The following is a 24,513-nucleotide window of genomic DNA, read 5'->3' on the forward strand; positions in this document are numbered from 1 at the left end:
CGCCACCGCCCGTTATTTGGCCACTAAATCGAAGACCCGCACCCAGTCGTCGCCGCGCACCCGCCAGGTGAATTTATTCGACGTGGCGTAGGTCAGCGGCTGGTTAAACAAAAATACCAGCGGCGCCTGTTCCCGCATCCGTTCGGTCGCCTGCTGGTACCAGGCGGCGCGCTTTGTCTTATCGACCGTCGAGCGTCCCTTCATCACCAGGTCGGCAAAAACGTCATCCTTCCAGTAAGCGCCCGGGTCGGTGGGCAGGTACAGGCCCAGCAGCCCGTCGGCGTCCAGCGTCGGCCAGGCCTGGCCTAAAAATGCGGCCTGGCCCATATCGCCGCGGGTATAGGCGTTGGACCAGTTGGCGTACTCCATTTCCTTTATGCCGACATTCAGCCCCACCTCCTGCAACTGGGCGGCAATCACCTGGCCGATTTCCTGGCTTAACAGATAACGTCCCAGCGGCACCTGCAGCTCGAAGGAAATCGGCTGCGGCAATCCCGACTCGGCGATAAGCCTGCGCGCCTTGTCCGGATCGTAGGGGTAGGGCTGCAGCTTATCGTTGTAGCCGAAATACATCGGCGACAGCAGCTGGCCTTTACTGACGGCGCCGTGACCATTATAGATGGCGTCGATAATACCCTGGCGATCGATGGCGTAATTCATCGCCTGGCGCAGCTTGAGGTTATTGGCGAAGGGCGGCTTGAGGTTGTTCATTTTGATGATCATCGCCCGGCTGCTTTCGCCCCAGCCGGCGTGGGCGACGCCGCTGTCGTTGATGCGTTCGATATCGGTGGGCGGGATGTCAAGCGCCAGGTCCAGCTCGCCGGCCAGCAGGGCCGATACCCGTACCGCCGGTTCGCTTATCATGCGCAGCACCACCTTGTCATGGGGCGGCGGGGTGTTGAACGCCCGAGTGCCGAAATAGGCCGGGTTGGGGGTCAGCACCACCCGCTCGCCCGGCACGTATTCCGCCAGCTGATAAGGGCCGCTGCCCATCGCCTCGCGGCTGGGGTCGTGGGTCGCGGTCCATCCCGGCTCCATCATGAACAGCATGCTCAACTGCGCCACCAGCCCCGGAAAGGGCACGCGCGTAATGATTTTCACCTCGTCGGGGGCCACGACGTCGACACGATCGATAAGGCTATACCATTCCTTGACGCGGGTTTTATGCGCCGGATCGAGAAGATGATCAAAGTTCCACTTCACCACCGCGGCATCCAGCGGCTTGCCGTTGGCGAAGGTGATGCCGGGGCGCAGCTTGAAGTCCCAGGTCGTATCGTCGACGGCGCGCCAGGATTGCGCCACCACCCCGGTAATGCCGAGGTCGGGGTTACGGATCACCAGCGGCGAGTAGATATGGCTTATCACGCTTAAATCAGTCTGCACTACCGTGGCCTGCTGCGGATCAAGCGTGGTCACCGCGGCGGAAAAGGCGATATTGACGGTATCCGCCAGCGCGCCCGCCGGCAGCCCGCAGGCGCCCGATAACAAGACGGCGCAGCCCAGCAGCCGTAATTTGCGCGTCCTACCTGACAAGGCAAGTCTCTGAACATGATACATGTTTGATCTCCAGTATGAGAGAACGGAGCGATGGGGACGATTAGTGCATCCTGATGTACTGCAATTCTTGCGCGATGGCCTCAGCCATCAGCGCCAGACTGACCGGCCGGTTTTCCGCGGTCAGGCGTTTGATGACCGCCAGGCGCAACGGCTGGCGCAGACGTCGCTCCTCGCGCATCAGGCTGGTGGCCAGCGCCGCCCGGATCTCGCGCGGCCAGATCCGGTCCAGGCGATCGCGCGCGCCGCCAAGGGTAAACAGACCGTGCGCTGTGCGCGTATGCCCGGCGCGCAGCGCCGCGGTGGCGGCGGGGTCGATCCGGCCGCTTTCGTCCACCGCCACGCCATAACCGGCCCCGGCCTGGTGAACGGACACCAGGCCGCGCCGCACATCATGGGCTACCTGGTCCGGGTCGCGCAGAAAAGGGTCGCCAAAGCCGCCGCCCGAAGGAGAGGTCAGGCGAACCACATCGTGGCGTTGCATTTTCAGGACGTCAATTTTGCCCAGGTTGCGTTCATCATCGGTGCCGGGATTGAGCACGACCGATCCCAAATGGCCGCATTGCCCGCCGCGCGCGCCCCAGGACTGAAAATAGAAACGATTCATGCCGCGTACCGTCATCACCGCCTCGGGGCCGGTGTTTTCCAGTTCCAGGGCAATGGCGGCGCCGCTCTGCCAGCGGCCGGGCGCCTGGCTGTCGGTGACCAGGCCGTAGCGTTTTACCCGCATCACCGTCTCGGCCTCGATGGTTTCGGCGGGTACGGTGCGCAGGTAACCGGAGCGGGAATCCACCCCGTCGGTGCCGTCGATGCCGAAGCGGCCGCCGCCGCCGCCGCACAAGGGATTGATCACGCTGACGCGGTTGCCCTCGCCGTGGGGATCTTTAGCCGACACCACGACAACCCCCGACATTCCGGGACCGGCCGCGGTAAGACCGTCGGCCAGCGCGGCGTTGAGGCAGCCTAGAATCACATCGTAAACGCGGGTGCTGGTGGTGACACGCGAGCCGCCGGCCGCCGGGAACTCGGCGTTAATCACCGTGCCGCGCGGGGCGATAACCTCAAGCGATCGCAGCAGGCCGGCGTTACGCGGCGCCTCGGGTTCGCGGGTCAGGATATAATAGATAAACGCCTGCAGCGTATAGGGATGGGCGCGCGCGCCGGTGACGTAGTTAAACGCCGCCGCCACCTGCGGGTCGGTGCCGCTGAAGTCAAACACGATGCGCTCGTCGCGCACGCGCATTACGGCGTGGATATGGATAAAGTCGCCCTCGCTCATGCCTTCGACATAATCGGCAAAGGGATAATCCCCGTTGGGGATAAGGCGAATAACCTGACGGGTCTTGGCGTCGGCCAAGGCCATCGACGCTTCCATGCCCGCGCGTACCCCCGCCACGCCATAACGCCGGCACAGTTGATTCATCCGCTTATCCATACTGGCCAGCGCCGATATCATGGCCTGGAAATCGCCCCACAGCTCATCGGCGATGCGGCTGTTATCGATAAAAATATTGCGAATGGCGCAATCCAGCTGCCCGCGTTTGTAGAGTTTGGTCGGCCGGACGCGCAAACCTTCCTGAAACACCTCGGTAAACGCCGGGGAGATACTGCCCGGCACCGCGCCGCCGATATCGGAGGCATGCACGAACGACCAGGCCAGGGCCACCAGTTCATCATCGACAAAAATCGGCCGCACCATGGAGACATCCATGATATGCGTCACCATCCCGTCGGTGCTAAAGGGGTCGTTGGTGATAATGCAATCCCCCGGCTCGAGATGCTCCACGCCGATGCCGTTCAGGCCGCCGGATACCGGCAGGCCGATAAAGGCGTTCACGCCGTTGTGGCTGGGATAGGCGAACATCTCGCCCTCGGGCGTCGCCAGCCCGCATTGGAAATCCTGCACCAGTTTGACGAATGTGGTATGGGCGGTGCGGTACAGGGTAACGGATGCCTCTTCGACAATGGCGTTAAAGCGATTATTCATAATCACCGTTTGAATGGGATCCACAATCAATGCTCCTGCGTCAGGATGATGTCGCCGCCGGCTTGTACCCTGGCGGTAAAAAAGGGCGGCACCAGCAGGGTGGCGTCGCTTTGGCTGATGATGCACGGCCCGGACACGCAGGCGTCAACCCCCAGTCCGGCGCGGTCATAGACCGGGCAGTCCTTCAGCAATGCCGTGCCGATATGCAACTGGCGAAAGCCGCGCGGCCGCGGCCGGCCGCCGCTGGCCGACTGCGCCGCCGCGTTGCCGCCGGGGGCGTCGAGCGCGCCGCGCACCCGCACCCGCAGTTCGATAAATTCCACCGGCGCCTGTCTGTCGGCATGGCTGTGCAAACGCAAATGCTCATCGTGAAACGCCGCCACGGCGTCCGCGGTGCCGATGCCGTCGGCCGCCGCCATGCGCACCGGGATCTGGAAGGACTGGCCGCGATAGCGCATATCCGCCCAGTACTCCAGGGCGATGTCCAGTACATTGGCGGGATCGGTTTGCCGCCCCAGCCAGGCCCTGGCGGCGTCCGCCAGCCCGGCAAAGGTTTGCCGCAAACGTGTGGTGTCCATCGCGCCCTGCTGCACGATGGCGATGATGTCATGGGTCAGTTCCGCGACCACGCCGCCGACGGCGCAGAATACCGACGGGTTATTGGGCACGATAATCCGTGGAATGCCGATCTCCGAGGCCAGCAGCGGACCGTGAATGGCGCCGTTGCCGCCAAAGGCCACCAGGGTGACATCCTGCGGATCGACCCCGTGGCGGGCCAGGTAGGGCAGCACGCTGGCGACCATATTGGAGGTGGCGATGGTTATGGCGGCGCCGGCCGCGTCTATCGCCGTCGCCGCCATCCGCTCGGCCAGGGGTGCAAAGGCGGCGCGGGCCGCGTCGGCATCCAGGCGCATCTCGCCGCCGAGAAACGCGCCGGCATCCAGATATCCGCATAATAAATAGGCGTCGGTAACGGTGGGCTCGCTGCCGCCACGCGCGAAACAGGCGGGTCCGGGCCAGGCCCCGGCGCTTTTGGGACCGATGCGGAACACCGGCCCGTCAAAACGCCCGATGGAGCCGCCGCCGGCGCCTATCGCCTCAATGCCGGTCACCGGCATGGTCAGGGGGAACTCGCCGACCTCGGTTTGGTCCACCACCGACGGCATGCCGGCGCGGATCAGGGAAATGTCGGTGCTGGTGCCGCCCATATCCATCGTCAGGTAATGCTTTTCCGGCGCCGCGCGGGTAATCAGCTGCGCCGCCGTCACCCCGGAGGCGGGACCGGAAAGCAGGGTATGCACCGGGAAATGGCGCGCCTCGCGCGCGGACATGGCCCCGCCGTTGGAGCGGGTAATAAACAGCTGGACGTGGCGCAACCGACTGGTCAAATAGCGTTCGATCTGCTCCAGGTAAGACGACATCCGCGGTTTGACGTACAGGTTAAGCAACGCATTGACCGCCCGCTCGTATTCGCCGGGGCGCGGCCAGACCTCGCTGGACAGGCAGACATCCAGCTCGGGCGCGAGCTGATGGATAAGCGTGCGCGCCTGCTGCTCATGGCGGGGATCCTGATAGCTGTTGATAAAGGCGATGGCGACGCCGCCGATGCCGGCCTCGACGACCCGCGCCACCGCCGCGGCCACCGATTCCGCCGACAGCGCCTCGATAATGCCGCCGTCGGCCGCCATGCGTTCGCGGATTTCAACTACCTGGTGGCGCTCAATCAAAGGCAGGCCGCGGGTCCCGCGCAAATTGGTGGGATCGAGCAGGCGCAGGCGCTGCAGTTCAAGAATATCGCGGAACCCCTGGGTAACGAACAGGGCGACCGGCGGTTGCGAACGCTCGATGACGGCGTTGGTGCTGACGGTGGTGCCGTGCATCACCACCACCGGCTCATCCGGCCCCACGGCCAGTTCAGACATCAAACGCTCGAATCCCTGGATAAAACCATCGGCGAAGCGGGGCGGGGTGGAAGGCACTTTAAAACAGGTTAACGGCGCCTGCCGCGCGTCGCTGCGCCAGACCACAAAGTCGGTGAACGTGCCCCCGATATCAACCCCCACTCTTAGCATAAGATTAACCCTTGTTCCGCCGCCTGATGCGCCGCGTCCAGACGTGGACCGGCGCCATGATTGTCGTTTATTGGTATATACAATATAATAAAAATTCGCGATGTAAATATCATTACGATGAAAAATGGAGCAATATCCATATGAATATCCTATGATAAAACAGCATAAAAACAGTAAATTAATGTGTTTATCCGGCTGGGGTCGCCTGTTCATATACGGTTGTTTTATGTATATACATAAAACCAGGGTGAAAAAGGAATAAGAAAAAATGATAGCGGGAATTTGCTTTTTGTTTTGTATATACTTAATCGCTGATACTTTGGGAAAATACCATTATGAGCAAAAATGAGACACCCGTGCACAAGGCAACGCCTTCCCACGCCGAGCTAAGCCCGCTGATACCTAAACGTTCCCGCGTCAAACCCTTGCCCATCCACCAGGGCATCCAGAACGATATTAAAAATAAAATCCTCAGTAACGAATGGCATCCCGGCGATCGGGTACCCACCGAGCAGGAATTGATGGCGGTTTATCAATGCTCGCGCATGACGGTGAATAAAGCGTTGTCGACCCTGGTGGCCGCCGGGATGATTGTGCGCCAGCGCAGGAAAGGCTCGTTTGTCGCCATGCCGCGGGCTGAGGAACCGCTGCTGGCGATTCAGGATATTCGCGCCGAAGTCCTGGCCAGCGACAGCATGTACAGTTTCTCGCAACTGTCGCGCGGCATCCGCACTATTACCGACGCGGTCGAGGCGGAACATATCGGCATTCCGGTTAACGCGCGCATGTTATGCATTGATGTGATGCATTTTGCCGATAACCTGCCTTTTGCCCTCGAGGCGCGCCAGATCAATCTGGCGGTGGTGCCGGAAGCGGCGGAAGAGGAGTTTATCGAGATGCCGCCCGGCAGCTGGCTGTTAAGCAACGTTCCCTGGTCGGAAGGCGAGCATTCGCTGCGCGCCATTTCCGCCGATGATGTGCTGGCGCGGCAATTGTCGGTATCACCCGGCACGGCGTGTATATCCATTGCCCGGCGCACCTGGCTGTCGGGGGAATTGATCACCTTCGTGCGCCTGATTTATCCCGGCGAGCGCCACCGCTTCCTGGTGCGGTTCGGGCCGAGCCCGGCCAATATGCAGCGGGACACGCCCAGCCCGGACTGATGCGCATCCCCTTGCGGGGGCGGGCGCGCAACGAGGATCGCATCCTCACCGTCAAATGCGCGCCTTGCTCCGCCGTTCCTGCCCGCGCCGAGTTTTTCCTGCCTATGATCAATACATTAAAAAGATAATGTATATACCCTAATAAAATATTAATTTCATTTAAAATCAATAAATTAAATGATTTTAATTTCAAATAGGGTAAAAGTTAGCCATATTATAATCTTATTTGTATATACATAACTTGACGCCCGGTTTTCCTGGCTGTATGTTCAGTTTCATCGGGTTAAAAAGATGTTAACGGCCTGGATAAGATTCTCGTGAGACGACGTTATCAACAGCAACCAAGGTGTCGGGAGAGCAGGGTGAATAAAAAACAATTGATTATCGGTACCGTGTTAAGCCTGTCGTTCGGCGTCGCGCCACAGTGGGCAAACGCCGCCGTCGCCGCACCGGCGGATATCAAGGCAAAAGGGCAGTTGACCTTTTGTTCCGACCTGGAAAACCCGCCGGCGGAAGGCATGGCCGACGACGGCAAAACCCCAAGCGGCGCCGCGGTGGATATCATGAATGCGCTGGGCAAGGCCATGGGCGTGCAAACCCATATTGATAATTATCAGTTTTCCGGCATTTTTGCCGCCCTGGACACCGGCAAGTGCGACCTGGTGATAGCCAGCCTGGGAAAAACCCCGGAGCGCGCGCAGCGCTACGCCCTGGTGGACTATTGGCGGGTAAAATCCGGCCTGCTGGTGGTGAAAGGCAACCCCCTGCATCTGGCGTCGTTTGAAGATCTCTCCGGGCGCAGGGTGGCGGCGTTAATGGGCAGCCGCAATGAGTCGGTGGTCAAGCAGATAAGCGACAAACTGGTAAGCGAAGGCAAACCGCCGATTACCCTGGTTTCATTGGGCACCAACGTCGCCGCTTTCCATGATTTGCTGCTGGGACGCGCCGATGCCATGGTCGGCGATACGGTGGTCATCAATTTTTATATGTCGAAAGCCAAAAACAAATTCCAGACCGTCGATATGCCGGTGCCCGCCAAAACCTGGGTGGCGGCGATGTTGAAAAACAACACCGCACTGCATCAGTCGGTCCAGGCGGCAATGGATGAACTGGACGCCTCCGGCGCAATGACGAAAATCGTCCAGAAATGGGGCATTGAACACGGCGTAACCTTGTGCGACAGCGGGCACCCCTGCGATTGACCGGGTAAGGACGGCCATGCCGTAAGGAGCATACCTTGCTAAATCAGATACATATGCAATTCAATTCGGAATTTTTCCTGAACTTTGTCTTTCATCCGCCGGCCGTTTTATTTCAGGGTTTGGTATTAACCATTATTTCCGCCGTACTGTCGCAGCTTATGGGTACGGTATTAGGCATAACATTAGCGATGGCGGGAATGAGCCGCATAGGGCTTTTGAAGGTGTTTAATCAACTTTATATATGGTTTTTTCGCGGCACGCCGGTATTAGTGCAATTAGTCCTTATTTATTTTGGCCTGCCCTATCTATTGGGCTTTGATATATTCCCCGCCGTTATGCCGTTGGGGTCTTTTATGATTTCCGGCGCGGTGGTCGCCGGTATTGTCTCCTTCGCCCTGCATGAGGCGGCTTATATGAGCGAGATTACCCGCGCCGGCATTATATCCATTGACAGCGGCCAGTCCGAGGCGGCAAAAGCGCTTGGCATGCCCCCCCGGTTATTGATGCGGCGCATTATCCTGCCGCAGACCATTCCGGTGATTGTGCCGGCGTTGGGCAATCAGTTTAATAATATGCTTAAGACAACGGCATTGCTCAGTATTATCGGCGTAGCGGAAATGTTTCGCGTCGCGGAGCAATTACAGGCCGCCACCTTTATGACATTTGAGGTTTATCTTGGCATCTCTATTTATTATTTGCTGCTGACCGCGTGCTGGACCGCTATTCAGATGTTGCTGGAAAAGAATTTGAACCGGCATTTAACCGCGGCAAGCGTAAAGCGGCGCGCCAAAAAAAACCACCTCTCTTTTAGCGGAGTTCGCCAATGAGCGCTAACCAATCAGATAACCTACCCGATGCGGTCGTCTGCCGGGACGTCATGAAGTTTTATGGTGATTTGCCGGTATTGCGCAATGTATCGTTAACGGTGAAATCCGGCGAAACCATGGTCATTATCGGCCCCTCGGGTTCGGGTAAAACCACGCTTATCCGCTGCATCAACCGGCTGGAGAAAATACAGCAGGGCACCATCCACGTCGGCGGCGCCCTGATGGGGTACCGCCTGAAAAACGGCCTGATGAAGGAAGACAGCGAGAAAAATATCGCCATGCTGCGCCGGCGCATCGGCATGGTGTTTCAGCGCTTTAATCTGTTTTCCCATATGACCGCCCTGCAAAACGTGATGGAAGCGCCGGTAAGCGTGCTGCGCATGAATAAAAAAAAGGCGCGCGACCAGGCCGCGGAATTATTGGCCCGGGTTGGCCTGGCGGATAAATTGACCCATTACCCCTCGCAGTTATCCGGCGGGCAACAGCAGCGCGTGGCGATTGCGCGCGCGTTGGCGATGAACCCGGAGGTCATGCTGTTTGATGAACCCACCAGCGCGCTGGACCCCGAGATGATTGGCGAAGTGCTCAGCGTAATGCAGGATCTGGCGTTACAGGGCATGACCATGATCGTGGTGACCCATGAAATGGAGTTTGCCAGGAACGTTGCCGACCGGGTGGTCATCATGGACGGCGGCGAGATAATCGAGCAGGGGCCGCCGCAAAAAATATTCACCGCGCCGGAAAATCCCCGCACGCGGACCTTTCTGAATAAGGTTTTACACAAGATATAAGCATCGCCCGACGGTGAGAGACAAGACAACATATTTTTTATCAATGAGGAATAAAGAAAGATGGGACGTTTAATTGATATAAGCTGGCCCGACCTGGGCGTTACCGTGGTCGCGGAATTGAATGACGAAAAGAATCCCGAGCTGTGCGAGGAGTTTTGGCAACACCTGCCGTTTAAAGTGCTCCAGGCGCATCCGGTGGTCTCCGGCGCGTCCATGTATGCCTGGACGCCGATCGTCAGCAGCGCGCCGGTGCATCATCGCGAATTGATTACCGATTGCCCGGTGGGACGGCTGCGTTATTCACAGTCAACGGGCAATAAAATGTCCATTCAATATGGCGTCGGCCTGGAGCCGTTAGCCCAGCCGGTATTAGGCCAGGTGTTGGCGGAATATTGCCATTTATTGCCGGATGTGGGCAAGGCGGTATGGAATAACCTCTTCTGGCAAAAGGATATGCTGTTTGTCGAGGTCAGCGCCCATGATAAAGACGCCCACTCCGGCGTGCCGCGCGCACCCGCCGCCACCACCGACGCGGCGAAACGCTTTTTAGCCGAAGCGGAAAAAATCCAGCTGGAGGAACCCGCGGACCTGCGCGCCATTCGTTTGGGACAGGTTGAATCAACGGGAACCTACGGCCAGTATTTTACCGCCTGGGATTTCGCCAACGGTATGCTGCGTGATTATATTATGTATACCATGTACCCGTTACTGACGCTGACTAAGACGCTGTCGGTTCAGGATTTTAAAACCACGCTGCGCGAATTCGACGTGCCGTATTCCAGCTATCTGGGCGTCAGCGGTTTATATCAGCTGGAAGAATATGCCGGCATATTGCGCGAGGCGGTGGACGCGGCGCAAACCAAAGAAGAACTGCAGGAGCTGCTGCGGGCTTTCCTGAAATACGGTAACCGTTTATGTGCCTGGTCGTATCACTATTTCCCCTGGTATTTAGGCATGTTCTATAACCGCCAGCTCGGCGGCCAGGAATTCCCGGGCCGCTGGAATCCTGAAAAAGTCTGAAACTGATTGCCACGCACCCGCGTTCAGCAGGCCGCAATGCCCACGTTACGGCGAAACGGCCTGCGCCGCGCCGTGCGTCGCATTCAGCCGGGAGGCAATATGTTGACGATTACACCGCAGGATAAAGCGGCCTTTCAGCGCGACGGCGCCGTTGTTATCCGCCAGGCCTTTTCCCGCCACTGGCTGGAAAAGGTGGAACAGGGCATCATGGCGAATATCGCCGCGCCCAGCGATCACGGCCGTTATACCGACCCCGAGACCAAACTGTTTTTTCAGGACAGCGATAACTGGCGGCGGATCGCGGCCATCGAGCGGTTTGTCCGCCAATCGCCCGCCATGGAGATTGCCGCCGGCTTGCTGGGCGCCGGCAAAATCAACTTTCTTCACGATCACGTGCTGGCCAAAATGCCCGGCGCTTCCCAGCGCACCCTGTGGCATCAGGATCAGCCCTATAGCCCGGTGGACGGCAATGACTTTTGCACCCTGTGGCTGCCAACCGGCGCCGTGACGCGCGCCACCGCGCTGGAATTTGTCGCCGGCTCGCACCGCTGGGGTAAATGGTTTCGTCCCCGGCACTTCGCCACCGGGGAGCTGCGCGAAGGCGACGACGAAAGCTGGGACATCCTGCCGGATATCGAAGCGCACCGGCAAGATTACCCTATCATCGGCTGGGCGCTGGAAGCCGGCGACTGCCTGGTGTTCCATGGCCTGACCCTGCACGGCGCCGCCGGCAATGCCGAGGCCGCGCCGCGCCGGGTGTTGTCCACCCGCTGGACCGGTGACGACGCGGTCTTCCGCTATCGCCGCGGGAAAATGTCGCCGCCGGTGCCGTTACACGACGCCCCGCAGGACGGCGGGGCGGTGGATTGCCCTGCGTTTCCGGTCGTCTGGCGGGCTACGCCGCCAGTATAGGCGCTAACCCGGCGCTATCCTCCCGCGCCAAACCTCACGCGAAAGCCTACCAACGGCGCCGTTCTGGCGCCGTTTTGCCGGTTTCGATATAAGCTTTGCCGGATTTTATCGTTAGTTGTAACCGGTAAGTTATCTATATTACCCCCATAAAGTGACAAATATGCAACAGCATTAACATGTGGAGCGAGATTTTGGCGGCTGTATCCTCATCGATCCCGGAGGCAACGGACTATGCCTCATTCCCCCGGCTGGCCCTGCGCGCGTTGAGTAAAACCTTGGGCGGACGCCGCGCGGTGGACGGTATCAATCTCGCCGTCGCGCCGGGTGAAGTGGTGGTGTTGCTGGGTCCCAGCGGCTGCGGCAAAACCACCACGCTGCGCATGGTGGCCGGGTTTCTCCAGCCTGATGACGGCGAAATCCTGTTAAACGGCCGTCTGGCCGCCGGCGCGCGCTTTATGCTGCCGCCGGAAAAACGCCAGCTTGGCATGATGTTTCAGAACTATGCCATCTGGCCGCATAAGACGGTATTCCATAATGTCGCCTACGGTTTGCAAATCCAGGGCGTCAAAAAGGACGAGATCGTCCGCCGGGTCAACAGCATGCTGACGGTGGTGAACCTGCGCGGCTACAGCGACCGCAAGCCCGCCGATCTGAGCGGCGGCCAGCAGCAGCGGGTGGCGTTGGCGCGGGCGCTGGTGACGGAACCCTCGCTGCTGTTGCTGGATGAACCCCTGTCCAACCTGGACGCCGCCATGCGTCACGTGATGCGCGCGGAACTGAAAGCCTTGCAGCAACGGGTGGGCGTGGCCATGCTGCATGTCACCCACGATCAGGAAGAAGCGCTGGTACTGGCGGATCGCATCGTGGTGATGAATGCCGGGCGCATCGAACAGATAGGCTCGCCGCAAGAAATCTGGCAACAGCCGCGCACCGCGTTCGTCGCCGGTTTTATCGGTAAGGCCAATATCCTGCAGGGCAAAGTGGTGGAAGTGGACCCGTTCCGGCCGCGCGTCAGGATGGAGCTGGCCCTTGGCTTGCGCTTCTGGGCGCGCACCGGGGCCGACAGTCCCCGCGCCGGCTGGCTGGGCCAATATCGGGACGTGGTGATCCGCGCGCAGGATTTCCAGCTGAGCGCGCAGGGCATCGCGTTGCCAAGGGCCAGCGGCCTGTTTTTAGGGAATTATCATGAAGTCACCCTGCTGCTGGACCATGCGCCGCTGTCCGCGGAATTCCGCGATCTTCCCCCGGGCGACGGCCCGCTTGGCGTCGTGGTGGAAGACGATCGCGCCTGGGTGATGCCATGAGCCGCATGGAGGCGCTGCCGGCGCCGGCGTCCTCCCGTTTCGGCGCGGGAATTCCGCTGCAGGGGGTGAAATGGCTGATTATCGGCGCCGCGATCCTGGTGCTGCTGGCTATTGTCGCCTGGCCGCTCGGCTGGCTGTTCGCCTTCAGCCTGACGTCGGCGGAGGGGCATTTCACTCTTGATACCTTTCATACCCTGCTGATTGAACCCGGTATGCTGGCGGCCGCCTGGAACTCGCTGCGGCTGGTGGTAAGCGTAGTGCTGGGCGCCACGTTTATCGGCACGCTTCTGGCGTGGATTGTCGCCCGTACCGACACTCCCGGCAAAGGGCTTATCATTGCCGCGGTGGGCGTGACCTTCGTCATCCCGACGTTTATTACCGTTATCGCCTGGATCTTCCTGGCGGCGCCCAACGCCGGTTATCTGAATATTGTGTTGCGGCACCTGTTCGACCTGGACGCGCCGCCGTTGAATATCATCAGTTTCAACGGCCTGGTATTGATTGAAACCATACATCTGTATCCGCTGGTGTTTTTTTCCGTACTATCGGCGCTCAATAACGTCGACGCCAGCTATGAACAGGCCGCGCGCGTGCTGGGCGCGGGACGTCTGCGCAGCGCGCTGACCATTACCTTGCCCCTGGTGCTGCCGGCCATCCTCGCCAGCACCATCCTGGTGATGCTGGACACGCTCTCCTCGTTTGGCGCGCCGTCGGTTATCGGTACCATGGCCAATTTTTCCGTGCTGACCACCCGGCTTTATGATCTCATGACCTTCCCGCCGCACCTGAACATGGCCGCGGCCATAGCGGTGCCCATCGTGCTGTATACCCTGTTGTGCCTGGGAGTACAGCGGCTGTTTATCGGCCGCGACGATTTCCGCACGCTGAGCGGCAAGGTGACCCAAGGCCAGGCGGTGGCGCTGGGACGCTGGCGCTGGGCCATGCTGGCGCTGGTGGTGGTGGTCCTGTTGGTCAGCGTGGTGCTGCCGGTGCTGTCGCTGGTGGTGCTGTCGATGATCAAGGTGCTGGGGCTGGGTATTTCCTGGCATAACCTGGCGCTGGACCACTATCGGTATGTGTTCGGGCAGCGGGAGGTCGCTTTTACCGCGCTGAAAAACAGCCTGATGCTGGCCGTCGCCACCGCGACCCTGTGCGCCTGCCTGGCCGTGGTGTGCGCCTGGGTGGTGGAGCGCACGCAGTTGCCGGGACGCGGCGTGATCACGGTGCTTATCATGATTGCCTATGGTTTCCCGTCCATCGCCTTCGGCGTCGGCATGATGCTGGGATACGTAAACCTTCTGTACGGTACGCTGACCCTGCTGCTGATTGCCTACACCGCCAAACAGCTGCCCGTCGCCTTTGTGCTGGCGCGCACCGCGCTGCGCCAGATCGCGGTGGAACTGGAGGAAGCCGCCCGTATCGCCGGCGCCGGCTGGCTGCGCGTGATCCTGGACATCACGCTGCCGCTGCTGAAAGTGTCGGTGGGCATCGGCTGGGTGCTGGTCTTTTCACTGAGCATCCGCGAACTGTCGATGTCGGTGATGTTGGCGCAAACGGATTCCCAGGTGATGTCCACCGTCATCATGCAATACATTTCCGATGGGTCCATCGAGCTGGGAGCCACCCTGTCGGTCATTATCATCGCCATCAGCATGCTGGTGCTCGGTATCGTGAGCAAGGCGTCGGGCCGAACCCTGTCAGTCAGTGATTAATCTTTGGTGAATACATAATGAGCATAAACAACAGCAATCAGGACGGCGTTGCCGGTCAAGGCTTCGACGAGGTGTTTGACGTGGTGGTGGTGGGATTCGGTTTTGCCGGCGGCGCCGCCGCGCTGGCGGCGCATGACAGCGGCGCGCGCGTGCTGCTGCTTGAAAAAATGCCCGACCCGGGCGGTATTTCCATTTGCGCCGGCGGCGGCGTGCGCACGGTGACCGATCGGCAACAAGGACGGGCGTACCTGCGCAAAACCGTCGGTCCGGATGTGCCCGACGACGTGATAGATATGATGACCGAGGGCATGCTGGGGCTGGAAACCTATTTTCGCAACCTGGCGAAAATCAACGACGCCGCCATCCGGGTGCGCGATCGCGGCGGCAACTACCCTTTTCCGGGCCATGAGGCGCTGGGCATAGTCGAAGTGGCGCAGATTCCGGGTTTTGACGCGCGCAAGGAATATCCCCACGCCCGCGGCCGCCTGCTGGGGCCGAATGTCTTTAAGCTGCTGCATGATAATATTCGCGCCCGCGACATTACCGTACGGCTGGAAACGGCGGCGCGGCGCCTGATTATCATCGACGGCGAAGTGGCCGGCATCGAGGTGAGCCAGCAGGGGCTAACGCGCCGTATCGGCGCGCGCCGGGGGGTGATACTGGCGACCGGCGGCTTTGAGTCGGATCCGGAAATGCAGCGTAAGTATTGGCAAATCCGGCCGGTGATGCCGGCGGCCACCCGCGCCAATACCGGCGACGGCATCCGCATGGCGCAGGCGGCGGGCGCCGATCTGTGGCATATGTGGCATTTTCACGGTTCCTATGGCTTTCGCCATGTCGATGCCGATTATCCCTTCGCCCTGCGGGTAAAACGGCTGCCGGACTGGACGCCCGAGGTGAATACGCCCGAGGTGGCGATGTCCTGGATCGTGCTGAACCAGTCCGGGCGGCGTTTTATGAATGAATACCATCCTTACCTACAGGATACCGGCCATCGTCCCCTGGATCAGTTTGACCCGGTGACGCAGCGCTTTCCCCATATCCCGGCCTTTCTGGTGGTGGACGAGGAGGGGCGCAAACGCTATCCGCTGGGGCAGGCGGTGCTAAACGATCGCGCCGTGGAGCCCTATGTCTGGAGCGACGACAACCTGAAGGAAGTGGAAAACGGCATCCTGCAAAAAGCGGACACGCTGGAGGAACTGGCGGCGCTTATCGGCGCCGACGCCAACACCCTGCGCGCGAGCCTGGAGCGCTGGAACCGGCAGTGCGCCGAGGGGTTGGACGAGGACTTCGCGCGGCCGGGGGCCAGTATGCTGCCGGTGCGAACGGCGCCATTTTATGTCGGCCGCCTGTGGCCGCTGGTCAACAACACCCAGGGCGGCCCCGCCCACGACGCGTCGCAACGGGTGCTTAATCCGTTTAAGGAACCCATCGCCCGCCTCTATACCGCCGGCGAACTCGGCAGTATCTGGGGCTTTCTTTATCTCGGCGCGGGTAATCTGGCCGAGTGCTTTATTACCGGCCAGGTGGCGGGGAAACACGCCGCCGCCCTCATCCCACGGGAGTTATCATGAACAGTAGCCATCGTCTGGGGCAGTTGACTTTCCCCCTCCCGACGCGCCCGGCGCCGGTAAACGACATTAACCGTCTGGACATCCGCCCGACCGGCGCGTCGCTGGGCGCCGTGGTGCGCGGCATCGATTTGTCGCAGCCGCTGGACGATGCCATTGCCGGGGCGCTGCGCCAGGCGTGGCAGGATCATCTGGTGCTGCTGTTCCCGCGCCAGGCTCTCCAGCCCGGCGAATTCCTGCGCGCCGCGTCCGTATTCGGCCAGCCGCAGGAAGGGGCCAACCGTCGTTTTATCCGTTCCGCCGGCATTGTGCAGGACGACGAATTTCCGGAAATCATGCTCAATACCAACCTGGGGCCGGACGGCAAGCCGGCGCGCGAAAACGACGGACTGGGCAGCCTGGAAGTGGTCTGGCACTCCGATAACTCTTATATAGAACAACCGCCGGTGGGCAGCATGCTCTATGCGCTGGAGGCCCCGGCGGACAGTGGGCATACCTCGTTCTCCAACCAATATCTCGCTTATGAAGGCCTGCCGGAGGCGCTGCGGCGGGATATCGCCGGCCTGTGGGCCAAACATGACGCCAGCCGCAACAGCGCCGGCATGCTGCGCCCCGGCCTAAGCCTGCCGACGCGTCCCGAAGAGGTGCCGGGACCCTTTCATCCGCTGGTGATCCGCCATCCGCACAGCGGCAGGCGGGCGCTCTATCTCGGCCGCCGGCGGGTGTACCCCTCGCAGTTTATCGACGGCATCCCGCTGTCGGAAAGCGAGGCCCTGCTCGATAAGCTGTGGGCGGCCGCCACGCATGAGAGCCTGACGTGGACCCATAGCTGGACGCCGGGTGATGTGCTGATTTGGGACAACCGCTATTCCATGCACTACCGCACGCCTATCGACGAGACGCGGCGGCGCGTCATGCTGCGCACGCAATTCCAGGGCCAGGCCTTGATGGCCGATACGCCGCGGCGCCGGGCAACGCGCGCCGAAACACGCTAATTGAATGGGAACAAGAACCTATGCTTAACCGTCGTTTATTTATCGCCGCCCTGTCGTTATGCGCGCTGGCCGTTTCCGGCGCGCGGGCAGAACCGCTGGACCAGCGTTTCGCCGCGCAGTATGCCGCCGCGCGGCCGGAAAAAGAGGTGGTGTTTTATAATACCTTTCGCCAGGATACCAATCGCCAGTTGCAAAATTACTGGCAACAAAATTTCCCGGATATCGCCTTGAAAATCGTGCAAAAGCAATCCCTTGACCTTATCCCCACCATCGAGTCGGAAAAGGCCGCGGGCAAAACCCTGGCCGATGTGGTGATGATCAATGAACCCTTTGTGGCCACTGAATGGAAAAAAAAGGGCTACTACGCGCCGTATAAGGTCAGTAACTTCGACAGCATTCCGCCACAATATAAAGATGCCGACGGCGCGTGGTATACCACGGCCGTCAGCCTGCTGACGGCGGCCTACAATACCCAGGCCTTCCCGGACAAATCACAGTTGCCGACAAACCTGCCGGCTTTTGCCGACCCGAAATGGAAAGGCAAGCTGCTGCTGGGCGATCCCAAGGTCGCCGCGTCGAACCAGGCGTTTTTCCTCGCCTTGCTTAACAACGGCAAGCTGAAGTGGGACACGCTGGATGCCTTGTCGCGTCAGGATATTCTGTTCACCCGCGGCAATGCCGATTCGGCGCGACTGATAGCCACCGGCGAGCGCGTGCTGTCGCCGATGGTGTCGTCGCAAAATGTGATTACCGCCAGGGAGAAGGGCCAGCCGATTGATTTTTATGTGCTGGACGAGGGCGCCATCACGGTAACGCAGCCGGTGGGCGCCTTTGCCCACTCGCCGCATCCGAACGCGGGCAAACTGCTGCTGGATGTGCTGACAAGCGTAGAAGGCCAGGAACTGGTGGCGCAGGCCGGCGCCTATTGGCCCACGCATCCCGACGCCAGGGCGCCGGGCCATTTACCGAAGCTCGACACGCTGAAACCGGAAAGCGGCGATGTGGACATCGGCGGCGAGAACTCAAAGGCCTTCCTGACCCGCTTTAGCAAAACCTTTAACCGCTACTGAGCATGCCGCCCGGGGGTTGGCGATGCGCGTCCGGCTTGCGAGACGGACGCGGTCGCCAAGCGTAAATCGTCACTCCCCAACCGCCGGGCGCCACGAATTACCCACTCCACTTATTAAGTATTTGCCGCCGCCGGCCGATAACAATACCGGTTGCGTCGTTCCTTATTTTCCGAATCAGTCATTTCGCCTTGTTTCCACACATCAATCGTTGTTTTTCATTGGGGAAAGTATGGATAATTTTCAACAAGAGGTGGAGGAGAGAACCAATCTCACCTCATCAAACCGATTTGAACTATTGTTATTCCGCCTGGGGACGCCACCCGATGAAGAACACACCGAATTATACGGTATCAACGTCTTCAAGCTGCGTGAAATCGTGCCGATGCCGAAGCTTACCAAGGCCGCGGGCATGGTGTCCCCGCTGATGGGCATGGCGAATATCCGCGGCGAAATTATTCCGGTCATCGATCTGCCGGCCATCATCGGCTGCGTACCGAAAACCGGATTGAACATCGTGCTGGTAACGGAATATGCGCGCAGTACCCAGGCCTTCGCGGTAGAGTCCGTCGACGATATCGTCCGACTTGAATGGAGCCAGGTCATGGCGGCCGAGGCGGGGGTCAGTAGCCGCAATATCACCAGCATCGCGCGCCTGAACAATGATAAAAAGGACAATCCGCTGGCCTTGGTGCTGGATGTCGAGCAAATCTTGTATGACATCATTCCGGCTAATCGCACCGCCCATCTGAACAGCGAAAACAAGCGTACCTTTACCCTGAAACCGGGGTCGGTGGCCATTGTGGCGGAAGACTCCAAAGTTGCCCGCTCGATGCTGGAACAGGGACTGAAGATGATGCAGGTCCCCTTCGAAACGCACATCACCGGCCTGGAAGCCTGGAATAAAATCAATAAGCTGGCGCAAGAGGCGCGCGCGGAAGGCAAACCCGTCGCCGATAAAATCGCGTTTGTATTAACCGATTTGGAAATGCCGGAGATGGATGGCTTTACCCTGACGCTGAATATCAAACGCGATGAGTTCCTGAAAAATATACCCGTGATTATCCATTCGTCCTTGTCCGGCAGCGCCAATGAGGATCACGTGCGCAAGGTGGGGGCCGACGCGTATGTGGCAAAATTCGACATCGACGAATTGGAAACCGCTATCCAGCAGGTGCTGGCGGTCAGGGCGGCGGCTGTCGCCTAAGCGCGACGAAAAACGGCGGGCATGCGCCGCCGCGTGCCGGGGCGCGGCCGGCGGCGCAAGCCCGCTGCCCGCGATGCAAGGCCATACACCGCCTTGCATTGCGGCATTTAAGCGCCCTGGCGCCAAATGCCCTTTGCTCAGTTCAGTTTGGCTTTGGAAAAATCGCTGCCGTTGAGACTGACGCTGTAGCCGGTGACATTGGTGCGCGTGGCGTAAAAGGTTTGACCGTTCGCCAGCGGCACCCAGGGCGCCTGTTGATGGAACACGCCCTGCGCTTGACGGTACAGCGCGGCGCGCTGGGCCGGATCGCTTATGGCCTTGGCCTGTTTTATCAACGCGTCATATTGCTTATCACACCAAAACGCCGCGTTGGATCCGCTGTTGATACTGTCGCACCCCAGCAGGACATTGGCGAAATTATCCGGGTCGCCGTTATCGGACATCCAGCCGAACAGCGCGGAGGCGTGTTCGCCCTTGCGCAGGCCGGCCAGGTATTCGCCCCATTCAAAGGTAACGATTTTTGCCGTCACACCCACCTTGGCCCAATCGCTTTGGATCATTTCCGCAATGCGGCGGGAATTGGGGTTATAGGGGCGCTGCACCGGCATAGACCACAGGTCGGTGGTAAAACCCTGCGCCAACCCCGCCTGTTTCAGCAATTCCCGGGCCTTGGCCGGATCGTAGGGGTAATCGGCGAGATCCTTATCGTAACCGAGCATATTGGGCGGAATCGGCGATTTCGCCACCGTCCCGGAACCGAGGAATACCGCGTTAACAATCGCTTTTTTATCCACCGCATAGTTCAACGCCTGGCGCACCAGGAGGTTATCGAAGGGTTGTTTGCGGGTATTGAACGCCAGGTAGCCCACGTTCATGCCGTCCACGCTGTGCAGCGCCAGGTCCTTATTGTTTTTGATTTCGTCAAAATTGACCGGGCTGGGCGCGGGAATAATCTGGCATTCATTTTTTTCCAGCTTGGCAAGCCGGGTGCTGACGTTGGGGGTGATGGAAAAAATCAGGCGCTTGGTCGGCACCTCGCCCTGCCAGTAATGCGGATTGGCCTCGTAACGGATCAAGGAGTCGACTTTATAGTCTTTCAGGTTATACGGACCGGTACCGATCGGGTCGGTGTCCACCCGCTCCGGCGTGCCGGCTTTCAACATGGCGTCGGCGTATTCCGCGGAGAGAATGGAGGTAAAGTCCATGCCCCAGTCAGCCAGGAATGTGGCGTCGGGTTTGCTCAGAGTAAACCGGACATGCTGGTCGTCCAGTTTTTTGACGTCCTGGATAAGGGCGCCGAGGCCGACGTCGTTGAAATACTCATAGGTGGCCTGGGATACCTTATGGTAGGGGTGATTGTCGTCTTTCTGCCGCAGGACGGAAAAAATAACGTCGTCGGCGTTAAAATCGCGGGTAGGGGTGAAATATTTATTGCTGTTGAACTTGACCCCCGGGCGCAGGGTAAAGGTGTAGGTTTTGCCGTCGGGGCTGATGGTCCAGGCGGTGGCCAGGGAAGGGACGGGCAGGTTATCGCTTTCCCTGAAGGTTATCAGGCGGTTATACAGTACCTGCGAGCTGGCGACAAAAGACGGCCCGGAGCTGGCTATCTGCGGGTTAAACGATTCCGGCGAGGCTTCGGAGCAGTAGACCAGCACATCGTTGGCCGCCGCCAGTGCGCTGCCGGCCGGCAGCAGCGCGGCCATCAGCAGTGCGAGAGAGGTTTTGCGTAAATCCATTTTTAATGCCTTCATAAGATAAAAACGGTGGTGATTTCCCAAGACATTATATGCGGCGTTCGCTGAAACGGAAAAATCTTCTGCGGCTAAAGTTTTTCCTGTTCCAGACGTTTAGTAAACTGTGACTAAACACCTTCTGAACTTTGTATCATTTTTTCGCTGTATCACCGCAGTTTTGGCTTGCCTCACAAAATAAATACTTCCCTTATCCATTTCACCAATCAACGGTTGATCGGGCAAAAATTCCTCTATATCGTCCACTGTGACGTTTTAGTGTAACGTTACAGAAAAAAAGATTGCCAACCCTTTACTCCCGCCAGCCCCCTTTTTAATTGTCGGGAATGATAATTTTGCACGCCCATGCTGAAGGATCTGATGATGAATACTCTACGGCACCCCATTTTGCACAAAGCACTGGTCTGTATCTTCTTAAGCTCGATGTTGTCCGCTGCCGGCGGCGCGTTTACCCAGGCGCAAGCCGCCGTAAATCTGCGCGTTTATTCTTCGCTGACGGCGGACGAAAACTCGGCGCACTACATTTGGTTTAAACGTTTTCAAGCCAATATCGAGAGCAATCCGCATCTGAAAGACCAAATCAAGCTCAACTATTTTCCAAACGGCATGCTGGGCAAAGAAGCCGATGCCACCCAACAGGTACGCATCGGCGCCATCAATATGATGATCTCCGGGACCTCCATCTGGGCAACCCTGGTGCCGGAAATCAGCGTACTGGATCTGGGCTATTTGTTTAAAAACTTCGATCAGGTAGGCAAAGCGCTGGATGGTCCGGCGGGCACCATCCTGTCTGACCTGATGCTGAAAAAGGCCAACGTCGTGGTGCTTAGCTACGCCTACAACCTGGGCGCCAGAAATATCTACACCAAAAAACCGATCGAGAAACCCGAGGATCTGAAAAACCTGAAAATACGCGTACTCCCGGTTCCCAATTTTATCGCCACCATTAACCATATGGGCGCGGTGGCCATCCCCATGCCGGGCGGGGAGGTTTATTCCAGCCTGCAAATGGGGGTTATCGACGGTCTGGAACATGATTCCGCCACCGTGCTGGCCAACAAATTTTATGAAATCGCCAAAAACGCCACGCTGACGCAGCACATTTATAACCCCATCATGATTGCCATGAATAACAACAGCTTCCAGCAGATCCCGGAACCGCTGCGCCCCGAACTGCTGGCGGCGGCAAAAGAGGCCACGCTGTACGAACGCCAGCAATCCGGCGTAATCGAGCGGCAGGCGGTGGAAAAACTGAAAGCGCAAGGCATGGTTTTCCGTGAAATCGATCGTGATTACCTGCGCGGCGAAGTCAAACCGGTCTGGGATGATTTCCTGGCCAAATACCCGCAGATGAAGCCGGTCGTCGACGACATCAACGCGGCCGGTTCCTCCGCAGGCGCGCAGTAATGTTCCAGTGGCCCGGGCTTTATGCCGGGCCATCTTCTGACCGGAACCATTGAGAGGTTCAACATGGTAGACACGACAATGGCCACAAAAGATCTCGCGGGACCGCTGGTTTATCTCAGCCGGCTCAGTAAATTCCTGACAACGGTGACCTCCTGGGCGGGCGCCCTGGTTTTGCTGATTAACGTGTTGGTGGTGTTTCTCTCGGTCATCTGGCGCTATGCGCTGCATTCCCCCATCGAGTGGGCGGAGGAAGTGGCGCGCGCCATGATGATCGCGCTGGTGTTCTTCGGGGTCGCCACCTCCACCGGGCGCGGCGGCCATATTGGTGTCGATCTGTTTTTGCGGTTTATTCCCGAAAAAATAAGGCCTTATATCGTTCACGCCAGCCGCTGGGTCTTGTTTCTGGTCGCCGTCGGGCTGGTGGTTTCCAGCTATGACCTGGGGCAGGCGTCCCGGATGCAAACGACGGAAACCGGCCTGCCGCAAATCATCTACGTGATTCCGGTGCTGATAGGCTCGGTGGTAATGATGGTGGCGGCGCTTGAACACGCCCTGCGCGAACGCGCCAGAGTCGTGCTGCTCAGCGGCGCGGGTATTCTGGCTTTGGCCCTGCTGGGCTACCTGAAACTGTCCCTGATGCCCGACCCTTCAACCGCCGCGGCGGGATTCATGCTGTTGTGTTTCCTGCTGGGCATCCTGGCGGGCGTGCCTATTGCGTTTACGCTGGGCATGTCGGCGATGGTGTTTTTTATCTGCGATCCGTCGCTGCCGTTCGTGTTTTTTTCCCAGCAGGTTATCGCGGGCGTGGACCACTTTGTACTGCTGGCGATTCCGTTTTTTCTCCTGGCCGGCGCCGCCATGGAAATCAACGGCATGTCGACCCGTCTGGTTGAGCTGGTGGTGCGCGGCATGGGCCGCTTTCGCGGCGGCCTGAACATGACCACCGTACTGTCGATGGCGTTCTTCTCCGGTATTTCCGGCTCCAAACTGGCGGATGTCGCCGCCGTGGGCGGGGTATTGATGCCGGCGGTGCGCCGCGCGAAGCAAGATAGCGAAGAAGCCGCCGGGGTGTTTGCCGCGTCCGCGGTGGTGGCCGAGACGATTCCGCCCTGCGTCAACTTGATAGTCCTCGGATTCGTGGCGAACCTCTCCATCGGCGCACTGTTTATCGCCGGGCTGGTTCCGGCCGCCTGCCTGCTGGTGCTGCTATTGATTGCGGCCAACCGCTTCGGCGGTAAAATCAACATCAGCGATGCCTACCCGCAGATGCGCCCGCGCCTGCAACTGTGGCTCGGCGCCATCGTCGGCCTGGCGATGATTTTCATGATTGGCCGCGGCGTGATGATGGGCATCGCCACGTCGACCGAAATTTCGGCCTTTGCCGTGATCTACGCCATTGTCGTCGGCCGGCTGGCGTTTGGCGAACTGACCTTGCGCGCAACGGTGAAAATGTTTATCGATACCGCCGCCATGTCGGGGGTGCTACTGTTTATCGTGGCCTGCGCGACCAGCCTCTCCTATGTGCTGACCATTCAGATGATCCCGCAGAAAATCGCCGAATTCCTGGTCGGCATCGGCATGGAGCATGGCGCCTGGGTATTCCTGATGCTGACGATTGTCCTCCTGATCATATTCGGCGCCGTATTGGAAGGCGCGCCGGCGCTGATCATCTTCGCCCCCATACTGGTGCCTATCGCCATGCAATTGGGATTCAACCCGCTGCATTTTGGTATTGTGATGATTCTTGCCATGGGGTTCGGTCTATTCTCTCCGCCCATCGGATTGGGGCTATACACCACCTGCGCCATTTGCGGGGTGGAAATGAAAAATGTGATTCGACCCATGCTTAAATATCTGGCTGTCTCGCTGTTCGGGATTATTGTGGTCGCCCTGGTGCCGACGCTCAGCACCTGGCTGCCCCGGCTGGCCGGGTATTGATATCGTTTCGGACGGCAACGTGAAGAGGGAATG

The 24,513-nt window shown here is 59.3% G+C and carries 18 protein-coding genes; 14 read left to right on the forward strand and 4 right to left on the reverse strand.

Going from position 1 to position 24,513, the window contains the following annotated elements; genetic code table 11:
- Positions 1-12 precede the first annotated feature (12 nt).
- The 3 genes from VGC33_RS02935 to VGC33_RS02945 all read right to left on the reverse strand — a co-directional run bounded on the left by VGC33_RS02935 (position 13) and on the right by VGC33_RS02945 (position 5,613).
- Positions 13-1,533, reverse strand: a complete 1,521-nt coding sequence (locus VGC33_RS02935; protein ID WP_331118863.1) for an ABC transporter substrate-binding protein — start codon at positions 1,531-1,533, stop codon at positions 13-15.
- Between the two features lie 64 nt (positions 1,534-1,597).
- A complete protein-coding gene (locus VGC33_RS02940) occupies positions 1,598-3,565 on the reverse strand; it encodes a hydantoinase B/oxoprolinase family protein (RefSeq protein WP_331118865.1) in 1,968 nt (655 codons plus the stop codon).
- Between the two features lie 2 nt (positions 3,566-3,567).
- On the reverse strand, positions 3,568-5,613 hold the full coding sequence (locus tag VGC33_RS02945) for a hydantoinase/oxoprolinase family protein (RefSeq protein WP_331118867.1): 2,046 nt from the start codon (positions 5,611-5,613) through the stop codon (positions 3,568-3,570).
- 335 nt (positions 5,614-5,948) lie between these two features.
- Between VGC33_RS02945 and hutC the strand changes: the two genes are divergently transcribed.
- The 12 genes from hutC to VGC33_RS03005 all read left to right on the forward strand — a co-directional run bounded on the left by hutC (position 5,949) and on the right by VGC33_RS03005 (position 19,384).
- On the forward strand, positions 5,949-6,776 hold the full coding sequence (gene hutC, locus VGC33_RS02950; RefSeq protein ID WP_331118869.1) for a histidine utilization transcriptional repressor HutC: 828 nt from the start codon (positions 5,949-5,951) through the stop codon (positions 6,774-6,776).
- A gap of 362 nt (positions 6,777-7,138) precedes the next feature.
- On the forward strand, positions 7,139-7,978 hold the full coding sequence (locus tag VGC33_RS02955) for an ABC transporter substrate-binding protein (protein ID WP_331118871.1): 840 nt from the start codon (positions 7,139-7,141) through the stop codon (positions 7,976-7,978).
- 35 nt (positions 7,979-8,013) lie between these two features.
- Positions 8,014-8,805 carry an amino acid ABC transporter permease gene (locus VGC33_RS02960; protein WP_331118874.1) on the forward strand — a complete coding sequence of 264 codons (792 nt, stop codon included), beginning with the start codon at positions 8,014-8,016 and terminating at the stop codon, positions 8,803-8,805.
- Positions 8,802-9,596, forward strand: a complete 795-nt coding sequence (locus VGC33_RS02965; protein WP_349256807.1) for an amino acid ABC transporter ATP-binding protein — start codon at positions 8,802-8,804, stop codon at positions 9,594-9,596. The genes VGC33_RS02960 and VGC33_RS02965 overlap by 4 nt, the downstream gene beginning before the upstream one ends.
- Before the next feature lie 60 nt (positions 9,597-9,656).
- Positions 9,657-10,616, forward strand: a complete 960-nt coding sequence (locus tag VGC33_RS02970) for a cucumopine synthase-related protein (RefSeq protein WP_331118876.1) — start codon at positions 9,657-9,659, stop codon at positions 10,614-10,616.
- Between the two features lie 99 nt (positions 10,617-10,715).
- Positions 10,716-11,528 carry a phytanoyl-CoA dioxygenase family protein gene (locus VGC33_RS02975; RefSeq protein ID WP_331118878.1) on the forward strand — a complete coding sequence of 271 codons (813 nt, stop codon included), beginning with the start codon at positions 10,716-10,718 and terminating at the stop codon, positions 11,526-11,528.
- A gap of 191 nt (positions 11,529-11,719) precedes the next feature.
- Positions 11,720-12,832, forward strand: coding sequence for an ABC transporter ATP-binding protein (locus VGC33_RS02980; RefSeq protein WP_331118880.1), 1,113 nt, complete (start codon positions 11,720-11,722; stop codon positions 12,830-12,832).
- Positions 12,829-14,544: an ABC transporter permease gene (locus tag VGC33_RS02985; protein WP_331118882.1), complete on the forward strand. Its 1,716-nt coding sequence runs from the start codon at positions 12,829-12,831 to the stop codon at positions 14,542-14,544. Before VGC33_RS02980 ends, VGC33_RS02985 begins: the two co-directional genes overlap by 4 nt.
- A gap of 17 nt (positions 14,545-14,561) precedes the next feature.
- The gene (locus VGC33_RS02990) at positions 14,562-16,118 is read left to right on the forward strand and encodes an FAD-dependent oxidoreductase (protein ID WP_331118884.1); all 1,557 of its coding nucleotides are present in this window, start codon (positions 14,562-14,564) and stop codon (positions 16,116-16,118) included.
- Complete coding sequence (locus VGC33_RS02995; protein WP_331118886.1) at positions 16,115-17,110, forward strand: TauD/TfdA dioxygenase family protein; 996 nt, start codon at positions 16,115-16,117, stop codon at positions 17,108-17,110. The genes VGC33_RS02990 and VGC33_RS02995 overlap by 4 nt, the downstream gene beginning before the upstream one ends.
- A gap of 20 nt (positions 17,111-17,130) precedes the next feature.
- Positions 17,131-18,180 (forward strand): ABC transporter substrate-binding protein, encoded by a 1,050-nt coding sequence (locus VGC33_RS03000; RefSeq protein ID WP_331118888.1) that lies wholly within the window; start codon positions 17,131-17,133, stop codon positions 18,178-18,180.
- A 229-nt stretch (positions 18,181-18,409) separates the two neighbouring features.
- Positions 18,410-19,384 (forward strand): chemotaxis protein, encoded by a 975-nt coding sequence (locus VGC33_RS03005; RefSeq protein WP_331118890.1) that lies wholly within the window; start codon positions 18,410-18,412, stop codon positions 19,382-19,384.
- A gap of 137 nt (positions 19,385-19,521) precedes the next feature.
- On the opposite strand, the gene VGC33_RS03010 is transcribed toward VGC33_RS03005, so the two are convergent.
- Positions 19,522-21,120 carry an ABC transporter substrate-binding protein gene (locus VGC33_RS03010; RefSeq protein WP_331118893.1) on the reverse strand — a complete coding sequence of 533 codons (1,599 nt, stop codon included), beginning with the start codon at positions 21,118-21,120 and terminating at the stop codon, positions 19,522-19,524.
- A 375-nt stretch (positions 21,121-21,495) separates the two neighbouring features.
- Here VGC33_RS03010 and VGC33_RS03015 point away from each other — a divergent pair, with 375 nt between their 5' ends.
- Together VGC33_RS03015 and VGC33_RS03020 are read left to right on the forward strand one after the other, a co-directional pair.
- Entirely contained in the window at positions 21,496-22,542 is a 1,047-nt protein-coding gene (locus tag VGC33_RS03015) for a TRAP transporter substrate-binding protein (protein WP_331118895.1), read from the forward strand.
- Positions 22,543-22,620: 78 nt separating this feature from the next.
- Complete coding sequence (locus VGC33_RS03020) at positions 22,621-24,480, forward strand: TRAP transporter large permease (protein ID WP_331118897.1); 1,860 nt, start codon at positions 22,621-22,623, stop codon at positions 24,478-24,480.
- The last annotated feature ends 33 nt before the right edge of the window (positions 24,481-24,513 follow it).

This window comes from Acerihabitans sp., assembly GCF_036398755.1.
Taxonomy (GTDB): domain Bacteria; phylum Pseudomonadota; class Gammaproteobacteria; order Enterobacterales; family Enterobacteriaceae; genus Acerihabitans.